A 21071-nucleotide genomic window follows, 5' to 3' on the forward strand; every position below is an offset into this window, starting at 1 on the left:
CATGGCCAAACCATCCCTGCCTTCCGGCGATCTGTCCGCTCCCCGTTCGAATAATCCCGATTTGCCGGGGCTCCGCGCTCGCAAGGCTGTGCTGACGATGCTCGACGGCGTGCTGCGGCGCGGCGAAACGCTGGACATGGCGGAACGCGGCGCTGCCAAGGCGCTTGCCCCTGCCGACCGCGCTCTCGCCCGCGCGATAGCGAGCGAGACGCTGCGCTGGCTGGTCGATCTCGACGCGCTGATCGACAGCGCCACCCGCAAACCGTTGCAGCACGAGGCCAAGGCGCGGCAGGTGCTGCGCCTGATGCTGGCGCAATGGCTGCGGCTGGATACGCCGCCGCATGCGGTGATTGCGACCGGGCTGCCCTTGCTGACCGGAGGGCTGCGCCGGTTGGCCCACGGCGTATTCTCCACCCTGACGAAGCGTCCCGCCACATTACCCGAAGCGCCCACGCTGCCTGATGCAGTCAGAATGCGATGGGGCAACAGGGCCGAAGCAATTGCCGGCGCGCTTGCGTTACCACCGCCGCTCGACCTGACCGTGCGCGACTGGTCGCAAACCGAACGCTGGACGGAAGAACTGGGCGGGGTGAGCCTGATGCCGGGTCACATTCGCCTGCCGCGCGGCGAAGCGATCGAGGCGCTGCCCGGTTTCGCGGACGGCGCATGGTGGGTGCAGGATATCGCCGCCTCGCTGCCTGCACGCCTGTTGGGCCCGGGTGAGAGCCGCAAGGCGCTCGACCTATGTTCCGCGCCGGGCGGCAAGACGTTGCAACTGGCGGCGCAGGGCTGGGACGTAACCTCGCTCGACGTGAAGCCCAAACGACTCGACCGGGTCGAACAGAACCTGAAGCGGACCGGCCTCTCGGCGACGCTGGTGTCCGCCGACGCCCTGACTTGGGAACCGACCGGGCAGTTCGACGCCATCTTGCTCGACGCGCCATGCACCGCCACCGGCACCTGCCGCCGTCACCCCGATGTGCTGCACCGGATCGGCGCGGAGCATATCACCGCGATGGCGGCATTGCAGGCTAAGTTGCTGGAGCGGGCGGCACACTGGCTCGCCCCGGGCGGTACGCTGGTTTACGCGGTATGTTCACTGGAGCAGGAGGAAGGCGAGGCGCAACCGTCCACCATTGGCCTCACTACCGACCCGATAACAGCCGCAGAATTGCCCGACGGAGTCGACCCCGCAAGCGAAGGCTGGGTGCGCACACATCCCGGACTTCTGCCTAACACGGGCGGAATGGATGGCTTTTTCATTGTCCGGCTCAAAGCATAGGTCCCGGCCGGAGCCGGGACCAGCTTGCTAGTTAGCTCTAGGCGTCCGCCTTCACCTTGGCAGCGTAGCTCTTGCGCAGTTTTGCCAGCTTCGGCGGGATGGTGGCGAGGCAATAGGGGTTTCGCTTGCCTTCGCCTTCCCAATATTCCTGGTGGTAATCCTCAGCCGGGTACCATTTCGCCCCGCCGTCCTGATCCGCGCCTTCGATCGTGGTGACGACCTTACCGCCATGGTCCTCGTTTGCGCGCGCGATCGCCGCTTCGGCAGCCGCGCGCTGCTCGTCGTTCACCGGGAAGATAGCGCTGCGATATTGTGTGCCGACATCGTTGCCCTGCCGGTTCAGCTGGGTCGGATCATGCGTGCCGAGGAACACGTCGAGCAGATCGTCCAGTGCGATGGCATCGGGATCATAGCTTACGCGGATCGCCTCGGCATGGCCGGTTCGCCCGGTACAAATCTCCTTGTAAGTCGGATTTTCGGTCGTGCCGCCGATATAGCCGCTTTCCACCTCGCTCACGCCCACCACGTCGCGGAACACTGCTTCGGTGCACCAGAAGCACCCACCGGCGAGAATGATTTGCTGCGTTTCGCCCATCGTCTTGTCTCCTTTGCATCGGGAGATAGGAGCTGCGGGACAAATTGCGAGAGCGGTTCGGATCGATCGGCGCTGAAATGGTTGTCACCAGCCATGGCGCGTCTATCATGCGGACTACGTTCAACGAATTTGGGGAATTACCATGCGCCGTCTCTGTCTAGCCGCTGCTGTAGCCGCCATCGCCTTCGCCGCGCCGGCCGTCGCGGAACATCACGTCACGCCGGAACTGACCGCCGCCATGCAGGACGAACGCCGCGCCGATGACCGCGCGCGCGATCAGTTCCGTAATCCGGCAGAAACGCTGCATTTCTTCAAGGTGAAGCCGGGCATGACCGTGGCCGATGTGGTGCCGGGCGGTGGCTGGTACACACGTGTGCTGGTGCCGTATCTGGGCGCTGATGGCCGCTATATTGGATTGAACCCCGACATGAGCCGCGCCACGAGCGAACGGATCGCTACTGCGTGGGGCGGGCTTGCAGGCAAGTTCCCCGAGCAGCTTGCCAAATGGAACCTCAGTGGGATGAACGCTGTCGGCATGAATATTGACGATGCTGGCGAGGATATGGCCGGTACGGTGGACCGGGTGCTGATCTTCCGCGAAATGCACAATCTGCACCGCTTCGGCCTGCTTCATTCCACCCTTGGCGGGGCACGGACCATGCTGAAGGATGACGGGATGCTCGGTATCGTGCAGCACCGCGCAAAGGCTTGGGCGCCGGGCGATTACGCCGATGGCAGCCGCGGCTATATGCGCCAGCAGGACATTATCGGCATGGTGGAAGCGCATGGGTTCGATCTGGTCGCCACTAGCGAGATCAACGCCAACGCCAAGGATACCGCAGACCATCCGCGCGGGGTGTGGGAAATGCCGCCAAGCCTTGGCACCGAGCGCGCCGATCTGAAGGATCTGGGTGAGAGCGACCGCATGACGCTGCTGTTCCGCAAGCGCTGATCGAAGGCGGCGACGGGGTAGATACGCCATGCGCGAGATAACCGTCGCCGCCCTCCAGCTGGAACTGGGCCAGGAGGACGAGGCCGCCAACATCGCGGCGGTTGAGGATATGGTGGTCAAGGCCGCCGGCGAAGGGGCAGATGTGGTCCTGCCACCTGAACTGTTCTCTGGTCCGTATTTCTGCCGGGAGGAGGACGAGGCGCTGTTCGCCGCCGCGCGCCCCACGTCGGAGCATCCCTCGGTGCGGGCCATGGCGCGGCTGGCGAAACGCCTGAAGGTCACGATCCCCGCCAGTTTCTTCGAACGCGATGGCCAGCATTACTACAACTCTCTCGCCTTGATCGGCCCCGATGGCGCCGTGCAGGGCGTCTATCGCAAGAGCCACATTCCCGATGGGCCTGGTTACGAGGAAAAGTTCTATTTCCGCCCTGGCAATACCGGTTTCAGGGTGTGGGACGTGCCGCTGGCGGGCGGCCAAACTGCGCGTATCGGCATCGGCATCTGCTGGGACCAGTGGTACCCCGAAACCGCTCGCGCGATGGCGCTGATGGGTGCAGAAGTCCTGTTCTATCCCACCGCTATCGGCTCCGAACCCTATGACGCCGAATTCGATACCAGCCGCATGTGGCGCCGCGCGATGGTAGGACACGCCGTATCGAATTGCATGCCGGTGGTCGCCGCCAACCGGATCGGATCGGAAGGTACGGCGGATGCGGCGCAGAAATTCTATGGCCACAGCTTCATCACCAACGAATGGGGCGACCGGGTGGTCGAATATGGCGGTACGGAGGATGGCGTGCTGGTTGCCACCATCGATCTCGACCTGGCGGCCAAACACCGCGCTGGCATGGGGTTTTTCCGCGACCGCAGACCGGATATGTACGGCCGGCTGGTGCAGGATATTTGACTGCGGACCATACCTACCTGATCGCACTGGGGTCCAACATACGCGTGACGGGTATCGGCGGACCTGCCGCGGTTCTAGATGCGGCGGTCGAAGCCATCGATAATGCGGACTGCGAAGTGCTGGCAGTATCATTCATCATCTCCAGCAGGCCGCTCGGCCCGTCTGCGCGCACCTACGCCAATGCCGCTGCGCTGGTCGCTTCGGCGATGGAGCCGCCCGCCATGTTGGCAATGTTGCAAACCATCGAATCGCGTTTTGGCAGGCAGCGACGCGGGGCGCGGTGGCAGGCCCGCACGCTCGACCTCGATATCGTGTTGTGGAGCGGCGGCGTGTATGCCGCGCCCGATCTCCTGATCCCGCATCCGGAGTTTCGCAGCCGCAGCTTTGTCCTCGGCCCGGCGGCGCAGATCGCGCCTGATTGGAGCGATCCTGTAAGCGGCAAAACGCTGCGTCAGCTATATGCCCGCTTGACCCGCCGCCGCCCGCTACCTAGGGGACGGCGCGCGCAGGCAACCGAAACTCACCTGCACACTCCCGGTCCCGGGGGCCCTTAGCTCAGTCGGTAGAGCAACTGACTTTTAATCAGTAGGTCGCTGGTTCGAACCCAGCAGGGCTCACCACCTTTTTGCATAATAGAGAAAGCCTCGTGAGGCAGGTCAGCGATGGCCGATCCGCAGGGTGAGGCTTTGTGTTTCGCCCGGTTTCAGCACGATCACATCCTGCGCGAACTGGTTGAGCGCGTTCGGGCGATGGCTGACCGGTTCGCAGCACAGAACGCCCGATTCCGGTGGGGCGTAGATATGCAAATGGGGCGCACCTTCGGCTTGCAAGGTGACGGTTCCGAAGTGATCGGAAACCTCTGCCGTGCCCGTCCAGCCCGTGTGGCAGTGATCGACCAACACATTCGGCAGCTCCGCGCCTTGCGCCCATTGTGCGAACCGGCCGGGCGAGGCGCTTTCGCCAGTGGGAATCCCGTCCGCGTCTGTCAGCACCACCTCCTCCGCTTCGAAACGGACCGATGTTTGGGACGAACGGCGCAAGTATGGGTGCAGACCCAATCCGGCAGGCATGGGTGACGACGACAGGTTCGTCATCGAAAGCAAAACAGCGAGTCCTTCGCCGGACACGCTGTACTGCAACTGCGCCCTAAACGCCCAAGGCCAACCTTGCGTGTCTCGCTCATGATGGTGACAAAGGATTGCAGTGTCGGTGGTTGCTACCTCGACTTCCCACGGTACCTGCCAGCCTGTGCCGTTCAGGGCGTGCGGGTAGGCCAGCATATCCGGCTCTAGGCTGACCGTCCTACCATCCCATTCGAACTGCGCCCCGGCAATTCGGTTGGAGAACGGCAGCATCGCGAAGCAGGCGGAATCCCGAACGTCGCTCGCGATATCGGGCATGGGGCGCAGCATCTGTCGGCCATCTTTGCTGAGCGTAGCGAGCGCTCCGCCGATATCGGGCCGGATGCGCGCCTCCCACCCGCCGGACGCGATGACGATCGGCGACATCGTTTGCGGTTCTCCCATCACCGCATCAGGGTTCGGGCAATATATTGCCGCATCATCGCATCGCGCTCGTTCGAGGCGGGGCCGCGAATGCCTTGTGCAGCAGGCGGCAGGTGATCGGCCGCTGCCGGAGCGTCTGCATCGAAAATGAAGTGGTCGAACCATGCCCGCCATGCTTCGCGCTGCACCGCCGGCAGGTCGCGGATTGATAGCAGGGCGTGCATCAGCGCCATGAACCCGCCGCCATGCGCTGCATCGTTGTGCCAGTAATTGACGAGGATATTGACCGGCGTGCTGGCCGCCACATGGTGCCACCACAGGGTCGGCACATAGATCGCGTCACCAGCTTCCAGATCGGCAAACTGCGCCTGCTCCAGCGCGGCGGCATAACGCGGATAGCGGTCCATGTCCGGCGCCAGCGGATCGACCATGCTGACCGGCTGTCCGGCAGGGGTGTTATCGAAAGGGCCAACGTAAAGGTCCTTGGTTGCAGCAGGCGGAAACAGCGTGAAGCGCCGCTTGCCCAGCGCGACCACCGCGAAATTGTCCGACATATCGAAATGCGTCGCCACCTGTGTCGCGTTGCCCAGCCATAGACGTGCGGTGGCATCGTCCAGCGTTTCGGCCAAAGGGAAAGGATTGGCTGCCATCAACGATGGTACATGGCTTCGCATCGGAGTGGCGCCTGCATATATGCCATTCGGCTGCGCGGCGTCGGCCGTTTGCCGCTGCAGCTCGTCTACCAGTTGTGTGAGCGTGGCTTGCTTGCGGGCGAAATTGAAGCCGGTCATTTCGGCATTGTAGAAGAACCGTCCCTTTTCCTCTGGTACGGTCAGCATGATATCCGCCGGCTGGCCCGTATCTGCGGAACGCACCATTGCCAGCGCCTCGTCCGGGCTGCGTTGGGCGGCCTCGACCAATGGCCAGTCCGCCGCCGCGCCGCGCATGACGAGCGGCTGGTACTGATCGCGCAATTCTTTCTCGAACGTGGCGGGCGAAGGGAGCGGTATTTTCTGGACGGCTTGCATATCGGCAGTCCTATCATGGGTTGGGTCCGGCGGGCGAGCGGCGATGCGGTCAGTCTGCAAAGGTGAAGTGATTGCGGCCACGTTCGCCCGGAGTGATCCGCACTACGCGCCCGACAGCCTCGGTCTCGTTGAAGCGCCGCAGGGTTTCCGCGTCGTCCGGGTGGGCCATGGCGATCACGCGCTCACCTTCTGCGGTGCATGCAACCACGGTCAAGGCGAGGTGGTCACGTGTGGGTATAACGGCATAGCTTTCGATCGATGCGGGGCCGTCATGCGTGTCCAGCACCTCGATCCGCGTGCGTTTAGCTGGCAGACTTTCCTGGCGACCGGTCGACCAGTCGGCAGGCTGCGCGGAGTACACCCCGACCGAGCATTTGTTCATATATCCGCCATTGGTGCCAACAAGAGCGTAATCGTGCGGCGCATCGCGCAATATTGCGACCGCTTCCGCAATTGCGTGTGTCGAGTAATTATTGCCCGGACCGCCGAAGAACGGCAGCCCGCCGGTCAGCGTCAATCCGCGTGGATCGTCGGGCGCGATCCCCAGCGCATCGATGATGTCGAACACCGCGATGGCATAGCAGCTGTAAAGGTCGAGGTGGTCCACATCGGCCAGCGTAATGCCGGCGACCCCCAGCGCCCGGCGGAAGGCGTCGGCTGCCGTGGCGCTCGCCGCCAGATCGTCACGCGCAAGGGCGGACGTGTCCACCGCATCGACACTGGCATGGATATGTACCCAGCGCGATTGCGGCACGCCCAGTTCGCGCGCTGTGTCGGCAGAGCAGAGGATGATCGCGGCGGCCTGGTTCACCTGATCGCGCGAAACGGTCTTGCGGGTATAGGGCTGGGCGACGATGCGGTTGTCTCGCGTGACGGTAGCCAGTTCCTCGGCGCTGAGAACCGTACGGCTGGCAGCATGCGGGTTCCGGCTGGCAACTTTTGTGAAGGGAGCAAACAATGCGCCGATTTTGCGGCGGTATGTTTCCTCGTCCAGCCCCAGCTTCGCGCGCCGTGCGGTTTCGAACATGGCGTAAAGCGGCATCGGACCGATCAGCCCATTGGTCAGCGCGGTCGTCGCAACAAGATTCTCCAGCCCGTAACCGCGATCCTCCAGCTGCCCGCCGATCTCCTCCGACCAGTCCGGTACCGCCCCGTCTGGCTGCCCTTCCACCTGCCTCTCAGTCTGTAGCGCCCGCATGGTGGAGATGGCTTCCGCCCCCACGATGGCGGCGCAGTTGCTGCGACCGGCGGCAATATCGCTCGCCAGTTCGCCGACCAGCTTCTGCGGTGCCTGGCCGCCCGTCACTTCGAGGATTGCCCGCGCCGGGTCCGCGCCGACGCGGCTGGCGATAGAGCGCGGCGAATTGTCCGACTTCCCAAACGGAGCCTGCGCCATGGGAGTGGAGATTTCGAACTGGCGGATGGCGGCCAGGGTGTCGATTTGTGCCGCAACCTGTCCAGTGGTCTCGCAATCTGCAATCGCCGCCTGCAGCGCCTCGCCCGCCAGATCCATCGGCGACAACGCTTTGTAGGTGTCCTCCCCGATACGCTCCGAATATTGGCCCACTCCGACGATAACGGGCGTGTTGCCGGGAAGATGCTTCGAAGCGGTCATCGCCCCGTCCTATCGCGGCAGTTGCAATGCCGCCAGCCTTTGCCATGGTTCGGCTGTCTCGCCCGCACAGGAACATGTCCATGAATTTCCAGCTTACCGAAGATCAGCGCGCCTTGCAGGAAGCCGCGCGCAGTTTTGCACAAAGCGAACTGCCCGACCTTGCGCGTGAGATGGAGCGTGAGGCGACGCCGGTGCCGGACACAATGCGGCGGCGCTATGGCGAGATGGGGTTTCTTGGCGTCAACCTGCCCGAACGGTTCGGCGGGCTGGGTCTGGGCCATCTGGAAGCGCTGCTGGTGCTGGAGGAATTTGCGAAGATCTCCGTCGCGGTGGCGTGGCCGGTGTTCGAAGCGCTGACCGGCCCCGTCCGCACGATCGAACATTTCGCACCTGAGGCACTGAAAGCCGCTATCATCCCGCAAGTCACGCGGGGCGAGAAGCTGGTGGCGGTCGCCATGTCCGAACCGGGCGCGGGCACTGCCCTGACGGACCTAATCACGACGGGCCGCGAAGATGCAGGCGACATTGTCATCAGCGGGCAAAAGCGATGGTCTTCGGGGGCGGGGCATTCCAACATCTACATCGTCTATTGCCGCCTTTCCGACGCGCCCGGCGCCAAGGGTGTGGGTGCGGTATTGGTAGAGAAGGATCGCGATGGCCTCACCTTCGGCAAGGCTGAGGAGCTGATGGGTTTTCGCGGCATTCCGTCTGCCGATATCTATCTTGACGAAGTGCGGGTGCCGAAGGGCAATATCATCGTGCCCGCAGGCGGCTTCGGCAAGCTGATGAGCGCCTTCAGTCTGGAACGTTGCGGTAACGCCACCATGGGCCTGGGCATTGCGGCGGCCGCGCTGGAGGATGCGACCGCCTATGTTCAGGAGCGCACCCAGTTCGGCAAACCGATCGTCGATTTCCAGGCCGTGCAATTGCGCCTGGCCGATATGGCGATGCAGGTCGAGGCTGCTCGCCTGTTGATCCACCGCGCCGCCGTAACGGCGCAGAACGGCCTGCCCGGCATCATAGAAAGCAGCATGGCCAAGTGCTTCTCCAACGAAATGGTGCGCAAGGTTACGTCCGATGGAATGCAGCTGATGGGCGGTTATGGCTATTCCAAGGATTACCCGATGGAACAGCGCGTGCGCGACGGCTTCGCCTGGGGCATTGCGGGCGGCACGACCGACGTGCAGAAAACCAACATCGCCGCATCGCTGGTCGGCCGCCGCTTCGATCAACGGCGATAGGCAGACGCAATCGAGACCTCGCGGCTTTTTGCGAATCTGGCCGAAATGGCGGGTTGCCCGACGCCTTGTCCATGACCAGCATCGGTTGGTTCTAGCCCCCGAATTGCATGTACGAAATAGTCGCGTCCTTCGAAAGGGAAGCGGTTGTAGCGGGAGGCTGTTCATCGCGTTCCGGCATGTCGCCTGGATCGCCTCTACTACTCAAGAGTGTGCTGAAATGCCTGCTTTCAGCAGGGCATTGGCCGTGTCCGCAATGCCGATCGGGTCCGCGTCTTCGGCCCATATGCTGAAACGGAGGCCAAGGAAGACGTTCATACCCATGATTGCCCAGGCCTCGACTTCGCCGACGTCGCTGCGCAAATCACCCGCCGCTACACCATGCGCCAGCCGTTCCATGATCCGCCGCGCGGTCCGTTCGTAATGATGTCTATAGCCTTGTGGGTCGACGAACTCCGACTCATCGATAATTCGGTATATCTCCTTGTGTTCGCGTGAAAATTCCAAAAACTCGTGCAGGGCCGCACGTTCCGCTTCCAATGCCGACTGCTCTGGCTCCAGCGCCGCCGCAGCGCGCGTCTTCACCATATCTCCCAACTCCTTCACCAGAGAGCGAAAGATCTCGTCCTTGGAATCGAAATACGTATAAAAGCTGCCCAGCGCCGTTCCGGCACGCCCCGTAATTCCGATGATCGAAGCTTCGTGAAACCCCTTCTCACCAAATTCCACGGCTGCGGCGTCGATGAGTTTCTGGCGGGTGCGTCTCCCCCGCTCGGTACGCGGCTGCTTTGCAGGTGGGTCCTTGGCAGTCTCGGTGGCTGAAATCATGTTGCGCCTCTACGCCAGCCGGCATGGCCTGACAACAAGATAGTTGAATGGTGGTTCAACTTACAATATGACCTGTCTCACAGGACGTAAAGGTTCGATTGGGAGAGCGACTATGAAAAGAATTTCGACAATCAAAAACCAAGCGAGCGTTGCCGCCATTGGCGCTGTCCTGATATTCGCAGGTGGAGCAATGCAGCCTGCAATGGCGCAAGATGCGCTGCCAACTTCGCAAGACACGACGGACGAGGCCGATGCAGACGGCAACGTGATCGTCGTGACCGCTCGGCGCCGTGAAGAGAACCTGTTGGATGTTCCGATTGCCATTACCGTGTATAGCGGGGAGGCGTTGCAACAGGCGGGTGCCCTCGACATTACCGACATCGCGCAGACTACGCCCAACACCACACTTGAAACATCGCGCGGCACGAATTCGACCTTGAGCGCATTCATCCGCGGCGTGGGCCAGCAGGATCCCGTTTCCGGGTTCGAGCAGGGTGTCGGTATCTATCTCGACGATGTGTACCTTAACCGGCCTCAGGCTGCAGTACTCGACATTTACGATGTCGAACGGATCGAGGTCTTGCGTGGCCCGCAAGGTACGCTTTACGGGCGCAACACCATCGGCGGCGCGGTGAAATATGTCACACGCCAATTGCCGGAGGACTTCTCGCTGCGCGCCCGTGCTACCTACGGTACGTATAACCAGCTGGACGGCGTACTCAGCCTTTCCGCACCATTGAACGATCTCGTCCGCGCGGGCGGTGCCGTCGCGCGGTTGACGCGTGACGGTTTTGGCGAAAACCTGACCACCGGGCTCGACAATTACGACAAGGACATCTGGGCTGGCCGCGCGACGCTCGAAATCGGCGGGTATGGCAAACCGGTGCTGATCCGAATCTCGGGCGACTATACCAAGGATGAAAGCAATCCGCGCGGGGGCCACCGGGTCATTCCCGGCCTGCTGTCCGGCGCACCGGTGCTGGAGGACGTCTACGATACGCGCGGCGCGCTTAACGATCCGGCGCAGCATGTAGACTCCTACGGTCTCGCAATGAACGTGTCCGCGGAACTGAGCGATACAGTGACGCTTCGTTCGATCAGTGCATGGCGCAAGGACGAAACGTTCACACCGATCGACTTCGACGCGCTGCCCGCAGTCGATCTCGATGTGCCTGGCGGCTATTTCAATGAACAGATCAGCCAGGAATTCCAGCTTCTTTACGAAAGCGACCGGCTGTCGGGGCTGGTCGGGTTCTACTACCTCGATGCGCAGGCCGACACGCTGTTCGACGTACGCATTTTCACCACCTTCCCGGGCCTTACGGCTTTTACTGCGGCAAACGTAGATACCGAGACCTATGCTGTCTTCGGTGACTTCACCTATGACATCACGCAGCGCCTAAGCGTGTCGCTGGGCGGTCGCTATACCTGGGACGAACGCAGCGCTGATATTCTGCGGCAGAACTATCTCGGCGGCGGTTCGCCGTTTTTCGGCGGAGCGGGCATCCCTTTCGGCAGCCCGAGCACCGATTTCGATGGGGCGCGCGAATTCAAAAAGTTTACCCCGCGCGGATCGATCAGCTTCCAACCATCACCGGATCACAATGTTTATGCAAGCTATTCCCAAGGGTTCAAGGGCGGCGGCTTCGACCCGCGCGGAGTAGGCGTCAACGCGCCCGATCTCAATGACGACGGTGTGCGGTCGGACGACGAAGTGGCGGCGTTCCTCAGCTTCGCCCCCGAAACCGTCGATAGCTACGAAATCGGTTACAAGGGCAGCTTGTTCGGCGGGGCGTTGAACCTGGCGGTTGCAGGCTTCTACGCCGATTATACCGATGTGCAGATCCCCGGATCGGTCGCCTGCGAAGTCGGCGGCCTACCCAGTTTTTGCGGGATCGTATCGAATGCAGGCAAGGCGGAATTCAAGGGCATCGAGGGCGAAGCCAATATGCGCGTGGGCCGCGACCTTTTCGGTGTCGGAGACAGGTTGAACATCGCGCTGACGGGCGGTTATATCGATGCAGAGTACAAGGAATACGTAACGAACATCGGCGGAACGCCAACCGATGTGGCCGAATTCCGTGAAGTGCAGAATACACCTGAATTTACCGGCAGCGCGACACTCGCCTATTCAGCGCAACTTGGTGAGGGCGATCTCGATTTTTCGACCACCGTCGCTTACCGTTCGAAAACATTCCAGTTCGAGATACCCAATCCATTTATCGATCAACCGGGCTACGCCACGTTGGATGCGAATCTTGTTTATACCGCGCCGGACAGACGGTGGAGCATCGGGCTCCATGGACGCAACCTGACTGATAAGGAATACAAGACATCCGGCTATACATTCGTGGTCGCCGATCCGGTCACTGGTGAAATACCGCTAGGTGCCAATGGTTTCCCGATCCCTACATTGGGTCCGGAGGGCACCCTGACCGCCTTCTACGGCAACCCCAGACAGGTGTTCATAACCGGCACCATAGAATTCTGATGGTGCCGGTGTGAATGCGGTCTGTTCAAACGCAGCCCTCCAGACCTGGCAACGTCCGCCCGTTTACCCTTGCGGATATCGACGATCCCTAACACACAAAGGGTTCGAGCACCCATTGTCCGGTCCTGTCAGACCCACACCCTGTTTCGCCCGCTTAGCGGCATACAAAGAACCACGCAGACGACGAAAAGCAGAAAGTCCGCTTTTGGCAGGCTTGAGGACTAAAGAAGATTGTTCGGAAGAAGGTAGATGGCGGTGTGTTCAGTCCAACCGCAACTTGTCTCCTATCGAACGAACGCTGTCCGCACAAATTCTCGCCGTTCAGATGCCTGAAAGTCAAAAAACGAGCGGATATTTTGACCGGCTAGAATGTCTGCAGCGGGCCGGAAGCGGACTGTCCGCCTTATCGTCACATGCACGCGCTTTCAGACGTTCCGCTATCAACCATTTCAGATTTTTTGACTCAGCCCATTTCACGATGTTTGAAGATATTAGCGCGTTGTGAAGTTAGAATTTTGGGACCGGCCTTGCCGCAGCAACATCGTCATTCTGCGCCTCCCCATTGGCCTCGATATCGGCAAGCAGCCACTTCATTTCCGCAATCTCGCGTCGCTGTGCTTCGATAATCTCGTCCGCCAGTTTGCGAGCGCGCACATCATCGATTTCCGCTCGCTCGCTCGTCAGAATGGCGATCGAGTGGTGCGGGATCATGGCTGACATCCACTCGCTGTCGTCGATGGTTGCTTGGCTGCGAACCAGGAACAGCGCGCCCGCGAAGACGACTGCGGCGGTGCCCAGAATGACCCAGTTCTTCGCCGCGTTGCGATACATGCCCCGCATGAAGAGCAGCATAACCACCGCCATTACCGCGCCCATGACGAACGTCATCCAGAAGCGCGTTTCGCTCCAGAACACATGATCAAGCACAAAAGTGTTCAGATACATCAGGCCGAACATGATCGCGGTCGAGGTTCCGACCATCGCCATGAACCGTCCATAATTGCCGTCATCATGCTGTTTTTCGTTGCGGGCCATGGCATTCTCCTTCCTTTGCGGTGTTAAATCGCGATCCATCCCAGCGCCTTCGCACCCATCCACAGGCCCATGCCGATCATGAACAGGTTCTCGGTCAGCGATACAAAGCCGAGGGGCACGTTGGAGCCGCCGCCGACGCACGCGCATTTTAGTTCGCGCTTATCGATATAGACCGCCTTAAAGACGCTGAACGCCCCAACGCCGCCGATGAACAGCGCGACAGGGACGGAAATGATGGGCAGCGCATGCGCGGTCATCAGGATTCCCGCTAGCGCTTCCGCGAACGGATAGACGAAGCCGTAGGGCACCCACCGTTTGGCGAGCAGGTCGTAATTGAGGAACATGGTCGAGAAGCTCCGCACGTCCTGCAGTTTCTGTATCGCCAGCAGGCACATGGACAGGCTGACGAACCACTCGGCTGCGCGCAGGGTCAGCAACTCTTCATACGCTGCCCAGCTCAAAGCCAGAGCCATCAGCAGCGCCATTCCGAAGATCGCGATCACCGGCTGATAGCTGGTCGCGCCTTCTTCTTTAACGCTCTTGCCGAAATATTCGCGCAAATCGTCATAACCGCCGATCCGCTCGCCATCGATGAAGGTCTGCGGCGTGGTTTCGACATCGTGCTTAGCTTTGAACGCGTCCGTTTCCTCGCGCGTTTCCAGATGGTGATCATCAATGGCGAACCCTTCGCGTTCGAGCAGGTCGATCGTTTTCAGGCCGTAGGGGCAGGTATGGTCCGGCATCACCATACGGTAGACGGTCGCGGTCTTCTTTTGCGGCATTACATGGTCCCTCCGTAGTCGGCCCATACGCTCGTGCCGGACGGACCGAAGGCGATGACCTGATAGGCCTCGCGATGCGTCCTGTGCTCCATGTCGGGCGAACCCATGGGCATTCCGGCCACCGCGAGACCAGCAATGCCTTCTGGGCGTTCGGCCAGCAGCCGTTCGATGTCAGCGGCGGGAACATGGCCTTCGATCACGTATCCATCGGCGATCGCCGTATGACAGGATCGTAGGCCGTCCGGCACGCCGTGTTCCGTTTTGACCGAAGCCATATCGGGGTGGTCGACCGTCTCAACACTATGCGCGTCGCCATTCTCCAGATGCGCCGCCCAAGCGAGGCAGCATCCGCAATTCGGATCGCGATACATAGTGATGGCCGCCGCCTGGGCAGCGCAGGCCGAGAGCGTCGCGCCGAGCGCGAGCATGCCGGCGAGGGAACGACGGGCGATTGCGGAACGGATAGTGTTGAACATGGGGATACTCCTGTCAGAAACCGAGATGATTGGGACCGTGGGCAAGCTCGGGACCGAGATAACCTTGAGCGAGAATGAGCGCAGCGCATCCAAACAGAAGCAATCTTGAGATCGCGATATGACCGCGCCCGGCCAAGAAGGCCGCAAGCGGGGCGACGATGGCGATGGATGTGCCGATCCACCGGTGCCATTGCATCGTTCCGCTTCCACCGAACCAAATGCCGGTGTGAAACCACCCGAACATCGCGGTCACGACTGCGCCGACTGCGCCGTCCCACAGCATGATGCGCGCCGTTCCCTGAAGCGCTGGGGACGGACGGACCATCACCGCAAGCTCAGTTAGGGCTGCCATCAACAGGAGGGCAATCGGAAAATGAACGGTTGCGGGATGAATGTTGCTGAGAATGGAGCCATCCTGCGCATCGTCGCCAGCGTCGCGCGCAGGCCTGATGCTTTCTGGCGAAACGGGCGTGGCTGCCGCTTCGGCTGCCGCAGTAACCTGCGCGGTTTGCCGCCCTTCGTGCTCGTCGGGGCCATGCGCTGACACTGCCTGACCGGACATAACCACCATTAGGGCAATCAACAGGAAAAGTAGGCGCTTCAACGCTTCGCCTTTTCGAACAGGTCGATCAACTCGTTGAACTTGACTTTCTGCTCTTCCGCATCGCCGCTGCCGATGGCTTCGGTGACGCAGCAGGCGGCATGGCGTTTGAGAATTTCGCTTTCCGCGCGCCCAAGGGCGGATTTCACGGCCTGGATCTGGTTGAGAATGTCGATACAATAACGGTCGTCCTCGACCATTTGCGCCACGCCGCGAACCTGCCCTTCGACCCGCCGAAGCCGGTTCACGATCTTCTTGTCTTGCGCGCCGGCCATATAAAACTCCTCATATGAAAATACCCTACTGGGTATCTTGCAATACATATGGGGGGTATATAGAGGAGCTTCCAAAGGAGATGCAAGACCCATGACCGATCTATCGATTTCCCGGCGGCATTTGCTGGGCGCGGGCGTAGTCGGCGCAGCCTCCCTTGCGGTTCCCGCATGGGCAAGGGGCGGCGATATTAGCCACGGCGGTATGCTACGTCAGGGGTTCGATGAAGTCTCCGGCTCCAGCATCGATCTGACCATCGCGGAAGGCAGACGCATCGTGCAGGGTCGGCGCGGTCATGGGATCGCGGTCAATGGCAGCGTTCCCGGCCCTCTTATCCGCCTGAAGGAAGGCGAACCGGTCAAGCTTAACGTGACCAACATGCTGGACGAGGATAGCTCGATCCACTGGCACGGACTGCTCGTTCCATTTCAATTTGATGGCGTTCCAGGTGTGAGCTTCCCCGGTATCATGCCCGGACAAACGTTCGTCTATGACCTACCGCCGATCCGGCAGGCGGGGACCTATTGGTGGCATTCGCATTCGGGCATGCAGGAACAGTCCGGACATTACGGCCCCCTCATTATCGATCCTGCCGGACCCGATCCGATCCAGGCGGACCGGGAATATGTGCTGTTGCTGAGCGAGTTCACGCCGCTCCACCCACATACGATCATGAGCAAGCTGAAGAAGGGAGAAGGCTACTTCAACTATCAGCAGCGCACGATGACGGATGATTATCCCCTGTCTGCCGAAGAGCGCCGCATGTGGGCCGAGATGCGGATGATGCCGACGGACATTATCGATGTGACCGGATCGACCTATACCTACCTCGCCAACGGCTTCGGGCCGGACGAGATGCCCGAGTTCCTCTTCAATCCCGGCGAGAGCGTGCGGCTGCGCATCATCAACGGCAGCGCGATGAGTTTCTTTAACATCCGGATTCCCGGCGCGACAATGAACGTTGTCGCAGCGGACGGACTGCCGGTGCGCCCGGTGCCGGTGCAGGAGTTCCAGATTGGCACCGCCGAAACCTATGATGTGCTGGTGGAGCCGGTAGGCGAAGCCGTGACCATCGTTGCGGAATCGATGGACCGTTCCGGCATGGCGCTGGCCACGCTGGCAAGCACGCCGGGTGCGCGGGCGGCGATCCCCGCCCTGCGCGATCCGCCGCTTCTGACGATGGCGGATATGGGCATGAGCGGAATGGATCACGGTGGTATGGGTCATGGCGACATGGCCGCTGCCGGAAAAGCTGAGCCGATGTCCGGCATGGACCATTCGGCGATGGGTCATGGCGATGATGCGGACGCGGGTTCGATGGCGGGTGTGTCCATGGACGGCATGAACATGCGCGACACGTCCCTGCTGCCGCCGGATGTAAAGGTCGGGCCTGGCATCGACATGGTATCGATGAACCCGGTCGATCGGATGGGCGATCCTGGCATTGGCCTCGGCGATGTCGATCACCGCGTTCTGACCTACAACGATCTGGTCGCGCTCCGGCCCAATTCGGATCGGCGAACGCCATCGCGGCAGATGGAGATCCATCTCACCGGTAACATGGAACGCTACATGTGGTCGTTCGACGGGCAGAAGTTCACTGCCGTCAGCGACGATCCGATCCGGTTCGCCTATAACGAGCGGGTCCGGGTGAAGCTGGTCAATAACACCATGATGGCGCATCCAATCCATTTGCATGGATTGTTCTTCGAACTGGTCAATGGGGCACCCGATGGCTTCCAGCCGCACAAGAACGTGGTGATCGTCCAGCCCGGCGGCAGCGCAACGTTCGATCTCACCGCGAATGAGGAAGGCGACTGGGCCTTCCACTGCCATCTGCTCTATCACATGCATTCGGGCATGTTTCAGATCGTAACGGTCACACCGGAAGGAACCGGAGCATGATCCGCCTATCATACGCCGCAGTCGCGCTGGCCGTCACATTTCCGAGCGCCGCGTCGGCTCAGGATCATTCAGGTCACGCCGCAATGCCGGCCCAAGAGTTGAGCGATTGCGAAGCTGAAGCGGCCCGTCACCGCGCGATGGGGCACCCTGTGCCTGCGGGCCAGTGCGCGCCGGCCTCAGCAGAAGACGTCCCGCAGCGATCTGTTGATACTAACGCTGAATGCGAAGCTGAAGCTGCGAGACATCGGGCAATGGGCCATCCCGTCCCGCCGAACCAATGCGCTCCGGACCAAGCACCGCAAACAGTTCAGGTAGCCGCTGATGCAGTTACGGAGTGCGAGGCGGAAGCGGCCCGCCACCGCGCGATGGGCCACACGGTTCCCGCCGATAGCTGTGAGCCTATGGAAAATGGGGAAATGGATATGGGCACTGCTGACGCCCCCATGGATCACGCCGCGATGGGTCATTCAATGTGGGGTCACGCCAGCGATACGGCGATCCCCTCCGGGCCGCCTCCTGCTGCGGCTGGAGCCGGTCCCCCACGCGCCGCCGATGCGATCTGGGGCGCGGAAGCCATGCGTGACAGCCGCAAAGCGCTCGCCCAAGAAAACGGCGGGATGAAAACGCTCTGGTTCCAGGGCGACCGCTTGGAATATCGCGCACGCGAAGGACGCGATGGTTATCTGTGGGATGTGCAAGGTTACTACGGCAGTGACCTGGACAAATTCTGGTTCAAGTCCGAAGGCGAAGGCAGTTTTGGCGAGGAGATTGAAGGCGCAGAAGTCCAAGCCCTCTACAGCCGCGCGATCGCGCCGTTCTTCGATCTGCAAACCGGTATACGTCAGGATTTCGCGCCGATTGACCGAACCTATGCCGTGGTCGGCATTCAAGGTCTCGCGCCATATCTGTTTGAAGTAGATGCGGCTGCATTCCTGTCCGACCAAGGTGACCTGACCGCCCGGATCGAGGTCGAATTGGACCAGAAAATCACTCAGCGGCTAGTCCTGCAACCGCGAGCGGAAATAAATCTGGCCGCGCAGGATGTTCCGGAAGTGGGCATCGGAGCCGGATTAGACACGATTGAAGCCGGGCTACGTCTGCGCTACGAGTTCGCCCGAGAATTCGCACCCTACATCGGCATAGAGCAGGAATGGAAAGTCGATGGCAGCGCGGACTATGCTCGCATGACCGGGGAAGACCCAAGCGTCACAAACTATGTCGTGGGTTTGAGATTCTGGTTTTGATATGACGCAACCTCCGTAACTGATGCGGCTTGCTTGAATGATTATCCGATCCAGCCATTTCGTCTTTTCAGCTGTGGTTCAACGTATGCTGGAAGCTACAGGCGGCGGCTTTGTAAAATGTCTCGGAAGCGGCCATTTCACATAGCGGAATGACCGCCCCGAAGGTCAGATTTCGGTCCGTTCCGCTAACAGCAACGCGTCTTCGACATCGACGCCGAGATACCGAACCGTGTTCTCAATCTTTGAATGACCAAGCAAAATCTGGATCGCCCGAATGTTTCCGGTGGCACGATAGATCATTGCAGCTTTGGTGCGACGGAGGGAGTGTGTCCCGTATTCTGCTTTGCGCAGGCCTATCGCTGTTACCCATTCATCCAACAAGCGAGCATACTGACGAGTGCTCATAGGCTTCGCGTGGTCGACACGACTGGGAAAGATGTAGTCGGTCAAGGTTCCACCACGCCGTTCCAGCCACGATAAGAGGGAGGCGCGGACATCGCCGGTCAATTCAAACTGAACCGGCTTGTTGGTCTTTTGCTGAATGACGATCGCGCGTGTTCAAATTTCTTCGCCGGCAACGATGTCTCCGATCTTCATTTTCACTAAGTCGCAACCGCGGAGCTTGCTATCGATTGCCAAATCGAAAAGCGCGCGGTCCCGCAATCGCACCTCGCGATCCAGAAAGAAGCGTATCGCCCAAATCTGCTTCTGTGTGAGAGGCCGTTTGACGCCTACGGTTTTACCATGGTTCCAAGGCGCGCGAGCGTGCATCGCAGGATCATATCGTGAGTAGCCCATGTTCGTTCTCCAAGGCCGGAATTGGCCTTCGAAGATAACGCAGAAGTGAGGTAGCTGTTTGTGGGGTCGTAAGCGGTCAGTCCGGTTATGGCACGTAGAACGTGATAAGCTGTCGTTCAGCTAACGACCCATTTTCTGCCGCAACGTGAATTGATTGTGATCGGCAGCTTTCAGCTTCACGATTTGGAGCATGGAATATCGGAGTTTGGGGTGGCAAGCGGACTGTCCGGTTTCAGCTCTTGGCGGGTCGATAGCTGACATCCGCCGCGGCATGTATTAGTATTGGGTAATGCCGATCGAATACCGCTTCGCTTCCACCAAAGATAAGGCTCTGTTTAATCAGGTCGATGAAGATGTTTTTGATGAGGCAATCTCCGCCGTTTCGCTTCATCAGTTCCTGACAGACGAGCGACATCATATCGTGGTCGCAATAGACGAAGGCCACATTGTAGGCTTTGTTTCGGCAGTAGACTATTTTCACCCCGATAAACCCCATGAGCTTTGGTTGAACGAGGTCGGTGTGGCGGCAACCTGGCGGCAACACGGTATAGCGAGCCGTCTGCTGACTATGATGTTCGATCACGGCAGATCGCTTGGGTGTCAGGAAGCGTGGGTTCTGACAGAGCCCGATAACTTGGCAGCGAACCGGCTATACCGTTCAGTTGCGGAGGCAGCAGAAACGAGTCCTATGACAACCGTCGTGCACCGTTTCCGGTTATCCTGACATTCACGATTGGGTGGAAAGCGGAAGGTCTGGTTCTGAGCACCAGTATTGCCAATCGGACATGATCGAGCAATTCTCTCGCTTATGGAAAACGTGAAGACAAAACGGTTCATGCCACCCAAGATCGTCGTGATGAATGGGGTTAGCAGCGTTGGTAAGACGTCTGTGGCCAAGGCAATTCAAAATCACGCGAGCAGAGCTTTTCTGCATGTACAAATGGATGATTTCTTGAGGATGCTTCCCCGCCGTGCTTTTGAGGGCCAAGAAGGACTGATTTTCAAACGCATCGACAGTCATACGATTGATGTGCAATCCGGCGATCTGGTCGAGCGCGCTCTGGCTGGCATGCGCAATGCCGTCGCCTCGATGGCTGAATGCGGCAACGACATGGTAGTCGACGACGTATTTTTTGCGGACGAAGACGCTGATTACCGCCGATTGCTAAAGCAATATGATGTTCGGTTGGTTGGGCTTTTCGCACCGCTGGAGGTTGTGTAGGAGCGGGAACGCATACGCGGAGATAGGGATATTGGCCTAGCGAAAGGCCAGTATGATCGTGTCCACAGGAACCGAGTTTATGATCTTGAGTTGGACACCTCGCACAACTCCCCGGATCAGATTGCTCAAGAAATTTGTAAGGCTTTCTCCCTCTAACTTACCGCGAGGCTTGTCCGTTCTTGGGTCCTCAATAGAAGATCTCGAACGGCTGACATTGGGGTCGAAAGCCGAATGGCAGCTTTCCACCGTCAAGGTATCGAAACCGGACCGACTGCTTCCGGCCCAACAACTGAT

At 60.3% G+C, this 21071-nt stretch carries 19 protein-coding genes, 1 tRNA gene and 2 pseudogenes; 11 read left to right on the forward strand and 11 right to left on the reverse strand.

What is annotated here, in order from left to right; genetic code table 11:
* Position 1 precedes the first annotated feature (1 nt).
* Complete coding sequence (locus tag HME9302_RS01110) at positions 2–1282, forward strand: RsmB/NOP family class I SAM-dependent RNA methyltransferase (protein ID WP_115365477.1); 1281 nt, start codon at positions 2–4, stop codon at positions 1280–1282.
* Between the two features lie 37 nt (positions 1283–1319).
* Here the strand turns inward: HME9302_RS01110 and msrA are convergent, their stop codons facing one another.
* Positions 1320–1877 (reverse strand): peptide-methionine (S)-S-oxide reductase MsrA, encoded by a 558-nt coding sequence (gene msrA / locus HME9302_RS01115; protein WP_115365478.1) that lies wholly within the window; start codon positions 1875–1877, stop codon positions 1320–1322.
* A gap of 142 nt (positions 1878–2019) precedes the next feature.
* On the opposite strand from msrA, the gene HME9302_RS01120 reads away from it, so the two are divergent.
* The 4 genes from HME9302_RS01120 (at position 2020) to HME9302_RS01135 (ending at position 4356) form a co-directional block, all read left to right on the forward strand.
* On the forward strand, positions 2020–2829 hold the full coding sequence (locus HME9302_RS01120; protein WP_115365479.1) for a class I SAM-dependent methyltransferase: 810 nt from the start codon (positions 2020–2022) through the stop codon (positions 2827–2829).
* A 28-nt stretch (positions 2830–2857) separates the two neighbouring features.
* Positions 2858–3736, forward strand: coding sequence for an N-carbamoylputrescine amidase (gene aguB, locus HME9302_RS01125; protein WP_115365480.1), 879 nt, complete (start codon positions 2858–2860; stop codon positions 3734–3736).
* Positions 3733–4290: a 2-amino-4-hydroxy-6-hydroxymethyldihydropteridine diphosphokinase gene (gene folK / locus HME9302_RS01130; protein WP_115365481.1), complete on the forward strand. Its 558-nt coding sequence runs from the start codon at positions 3733–3735 to the stop codon at positions 4288–4290. Before aguB ends, folK begins: the two co-directional genes overlap by 4 nt.
* Positions 4281–4356: transfer RNA gene (locus HME9302_RS01135), tRNA-Lys, on the forward strand. Before folK ends, HME9302_RS01135 begins: the two co-directional genes overlap by 10 nt.
* A 36-nt stretch (positions 4357–4392) precedes the next feature.
* Here the strand turns inward: HME9302_RS01135 and HME9302_RS01140 are convergent.
* From HME9302_RS01140 to HME9302_RS01150, 3 genes are read right to left on the reverse strand one after another with little or no spacing between them, the layout of a single operon-like run.
* A complete protein-coding gene (locus HME9302_RS01140) occupies positions 4393–5244 on the reverse strand; it encodes an aldose 1-epimerase (protein ID WP_181815640.1) in 852 nt (283 codons plus the stop codon).
* Positions 5245–5261: 17 nt separating this feature from the next.
* Positions 5262–6269 carry a cupin-like domain-containing protein gene (locus HME9302_RS01145; RefSeq protein ID WP_115365483.1) on the reverse strand — a complete coding sequence of 336 codons (1008 nt, stop codon included), beginning with the start codon at positions 6267–6269 and terminating at the stop codon, positions 5262–5264.
* A gap of 49 nt (positions 6270–6318) precedes the next feature.
* On the reverse strand, positions 6319–7884 hold the full coding sequence (locus HME9302_RS01150) for an acetyl-CoA acetyltransferase (protein WP_115365484.1): 1566 nt from the start codon (positions 7882–7884) through the stop codon (positions 6319–6321).
* Between the two features lie 80 nt (positions 7885–7964).
* On the opposite strand from HME9302_RS01150, the gene HME9302_RS01155 reads away from it, so the two are divergent.
* Complete coding sequence (locus HME9302_RS01155; protein WP_115367379.1) at positions 7965–9125, forward strand: acyl-CoA dehydrogenase family protein; 1161 nt, start codon at positions 7965–7967, stop codon at positions 9123–9125.
* Between the two features lie 201 nt (positions 9126–9326).
* Here the strand turns inward: HME9302_RS01155 and HME9302_RS01160 are convergent, their stop codons facing one another.
* A complete protein-coding gene (locus HME9302_RS01160; RefSeq protein ID WP_115365485.1) occupies positions 9327–9950 on the reverse strand; it encodes a TetR/AcrR family transcriptional regulator in 624 nt (207 codons plus the stop codon).
* Positions 9951–10140: 190 nt separating this feature from the next.
* Between HME9302_RS01160 and HME9302_RS01165 the strand changes: the two genes are divergently transcribed.
* Entirely contained in the window at positions 10141–12441 is a 2301-nt protein-coding gene (locus HME9302_RS01165) for a TonB-dependent receptor (RefSeq protein ID WP_230080017.1), read from the forward strand.
* A 507-nt stretch (positions 12442–12948) separates the two neighbouring features.
* Here HME9302_RS01165 and HME9302_RS01170 read toward each other — a convergent pair.
* The 5 genes from HME9302_RS01170 to HME9302_RS01190 are packed head-to-tail and all read right to left on the reverse strand — an operon-like array spanning position 12949 to position 15610.
* On the reverse strand, positions 12949–13476 hold the full coding sequence (locus tag HME9302_RS01170) for a DUF305 domain-containing protein (protein WP_115365487.1): 528 nt from the start codon (positions 13474–13476) through the stop codon (positions 12949–12951).
* A gap of 23 nt (positions 13477–13499) precedes the next feature.
* Complete coding sequence (locus tag HME9302_RS01175) at positions 13500–14258, reverse strand: glutaredoxin family protein (protein ID WP_115365488.1); 759 nt, start codon at positions 14256–14258, stop codon at positions 13500–13502.
* Entirely contained in the window at positions 14258–14734 is a 477-nt protein-coding gene (locus HME9302_RS01180; RefSeq protein ID WP_115365489.1) for a DUF411 domain-containing protein, read from the reverse strand. The genes HME9302_RS01175 and HME9302_RS01180 overlap by 1 nt, the downstream gene beginning before the upstream one ends.
* Before the next feature lie 13 nt (positions 14735–14747).
* Positions 14748–15338 (reverse strand): DUF2231 domain-containing protein, encoded by a 591-nt coding sequence (locus tag HME9302_RS01185; RefSeq protein WP_147270739.1) that lies wholly within the window; start codon positions 15336–15338, stop codon positions 14748–14750.
* Entirely contained in the window at positions 15335–15610 is a 276-nt protein-coding gene (locus HME9302_RS01190; protein ID WP_115365491.1) for a metal-sensitive transcriptional regulator, read from the reverse strand. Before HME9302_RS01190 ends, HME9302_RS01185 begins: the two co-directional genes overlap by 4 nt.
* 91 nt (positions 15611–15701) lie before the next feature.
* Here HME9302_RS01190 and HME9302_RS01195 point away from each other — a divergent pair, with 91 nt between their 5' ends.
* Both HME9302_RS01195 and HME9302_RS01200 read left to right on the forward strand, forming a co-directional pair.
* A complete protein-coding gene (locus HME9302_RS01195; RefSeq protein ID WP_115365492.1) occupies positions 15702–17513 on the forward strand; it encodes a copper resistance system multicopper oxidase in 1812 nt (603 codons plus the stop codon).
* 83 nt (positions 17514–17596) lie between these two features.
* Positions 17597–18757 (forward strand): copper resistance protein B, encoded by a 1161-nt coding sequence (locus tag HME9302_RS01200; RefSeq protein WP_407641327.1) that lies wholly within the window; start codon positions 17597–17599, stop codon positions 18755–18757.
* Positions 18758–18922: 165 nt separating this feature from the next.
* On the opposite strand, the pseudogene HME9302_RS01205 reads toward HME9302_RS01200, so the two are convergent.
* A pseudogene (locus HME9302_RS01205) lies at positions 18923–19555 on the reverse strand (tyrosine-type recombinase/integrase).
* A 289-nt stretch (positions 19556–19844) separates the two neighbouring features.
* On the opposite strand from HME9302_RS01205, the gene HME9302_RS01210 reads away from it, so the two are divergent.
* Together HME9302_RS01210 and HME9302_RS01215 are read left to right on the forward strand one after the other, a co-directional pair.
* A complete protein-coding gene (locus tag HME9302_RS01210) occupies positions 19845–20279 on the forward strand; it encodes a GNAT family N-acetyltransferase (protein ID WP_115365494.1) in 435 nt (144 codons plus the stop codon).
* A 132-nt stretch (positions 20280–20411) separates the two neighbouring features.
* A pseudogene (locus tag HME9302_RS01215) lies at positions 20412–20933 on the forward strand (chloramphenicol phosphotransferase CPT family protein).
* The last annotated feature ends 138 nt before the right edge of the window (positions 20934–21071 follow it).

The organism is Alteripontixanthobacter maritimus, assembly GCF_003340475.1.
Lineage (GTDB): Bacteria > Pseudomonadota > Alphaproteobacteria > Sphingomonadales > Sphingomonadaceae > Alteripontixanthobacter > Alteripontixanthobacter maritimus.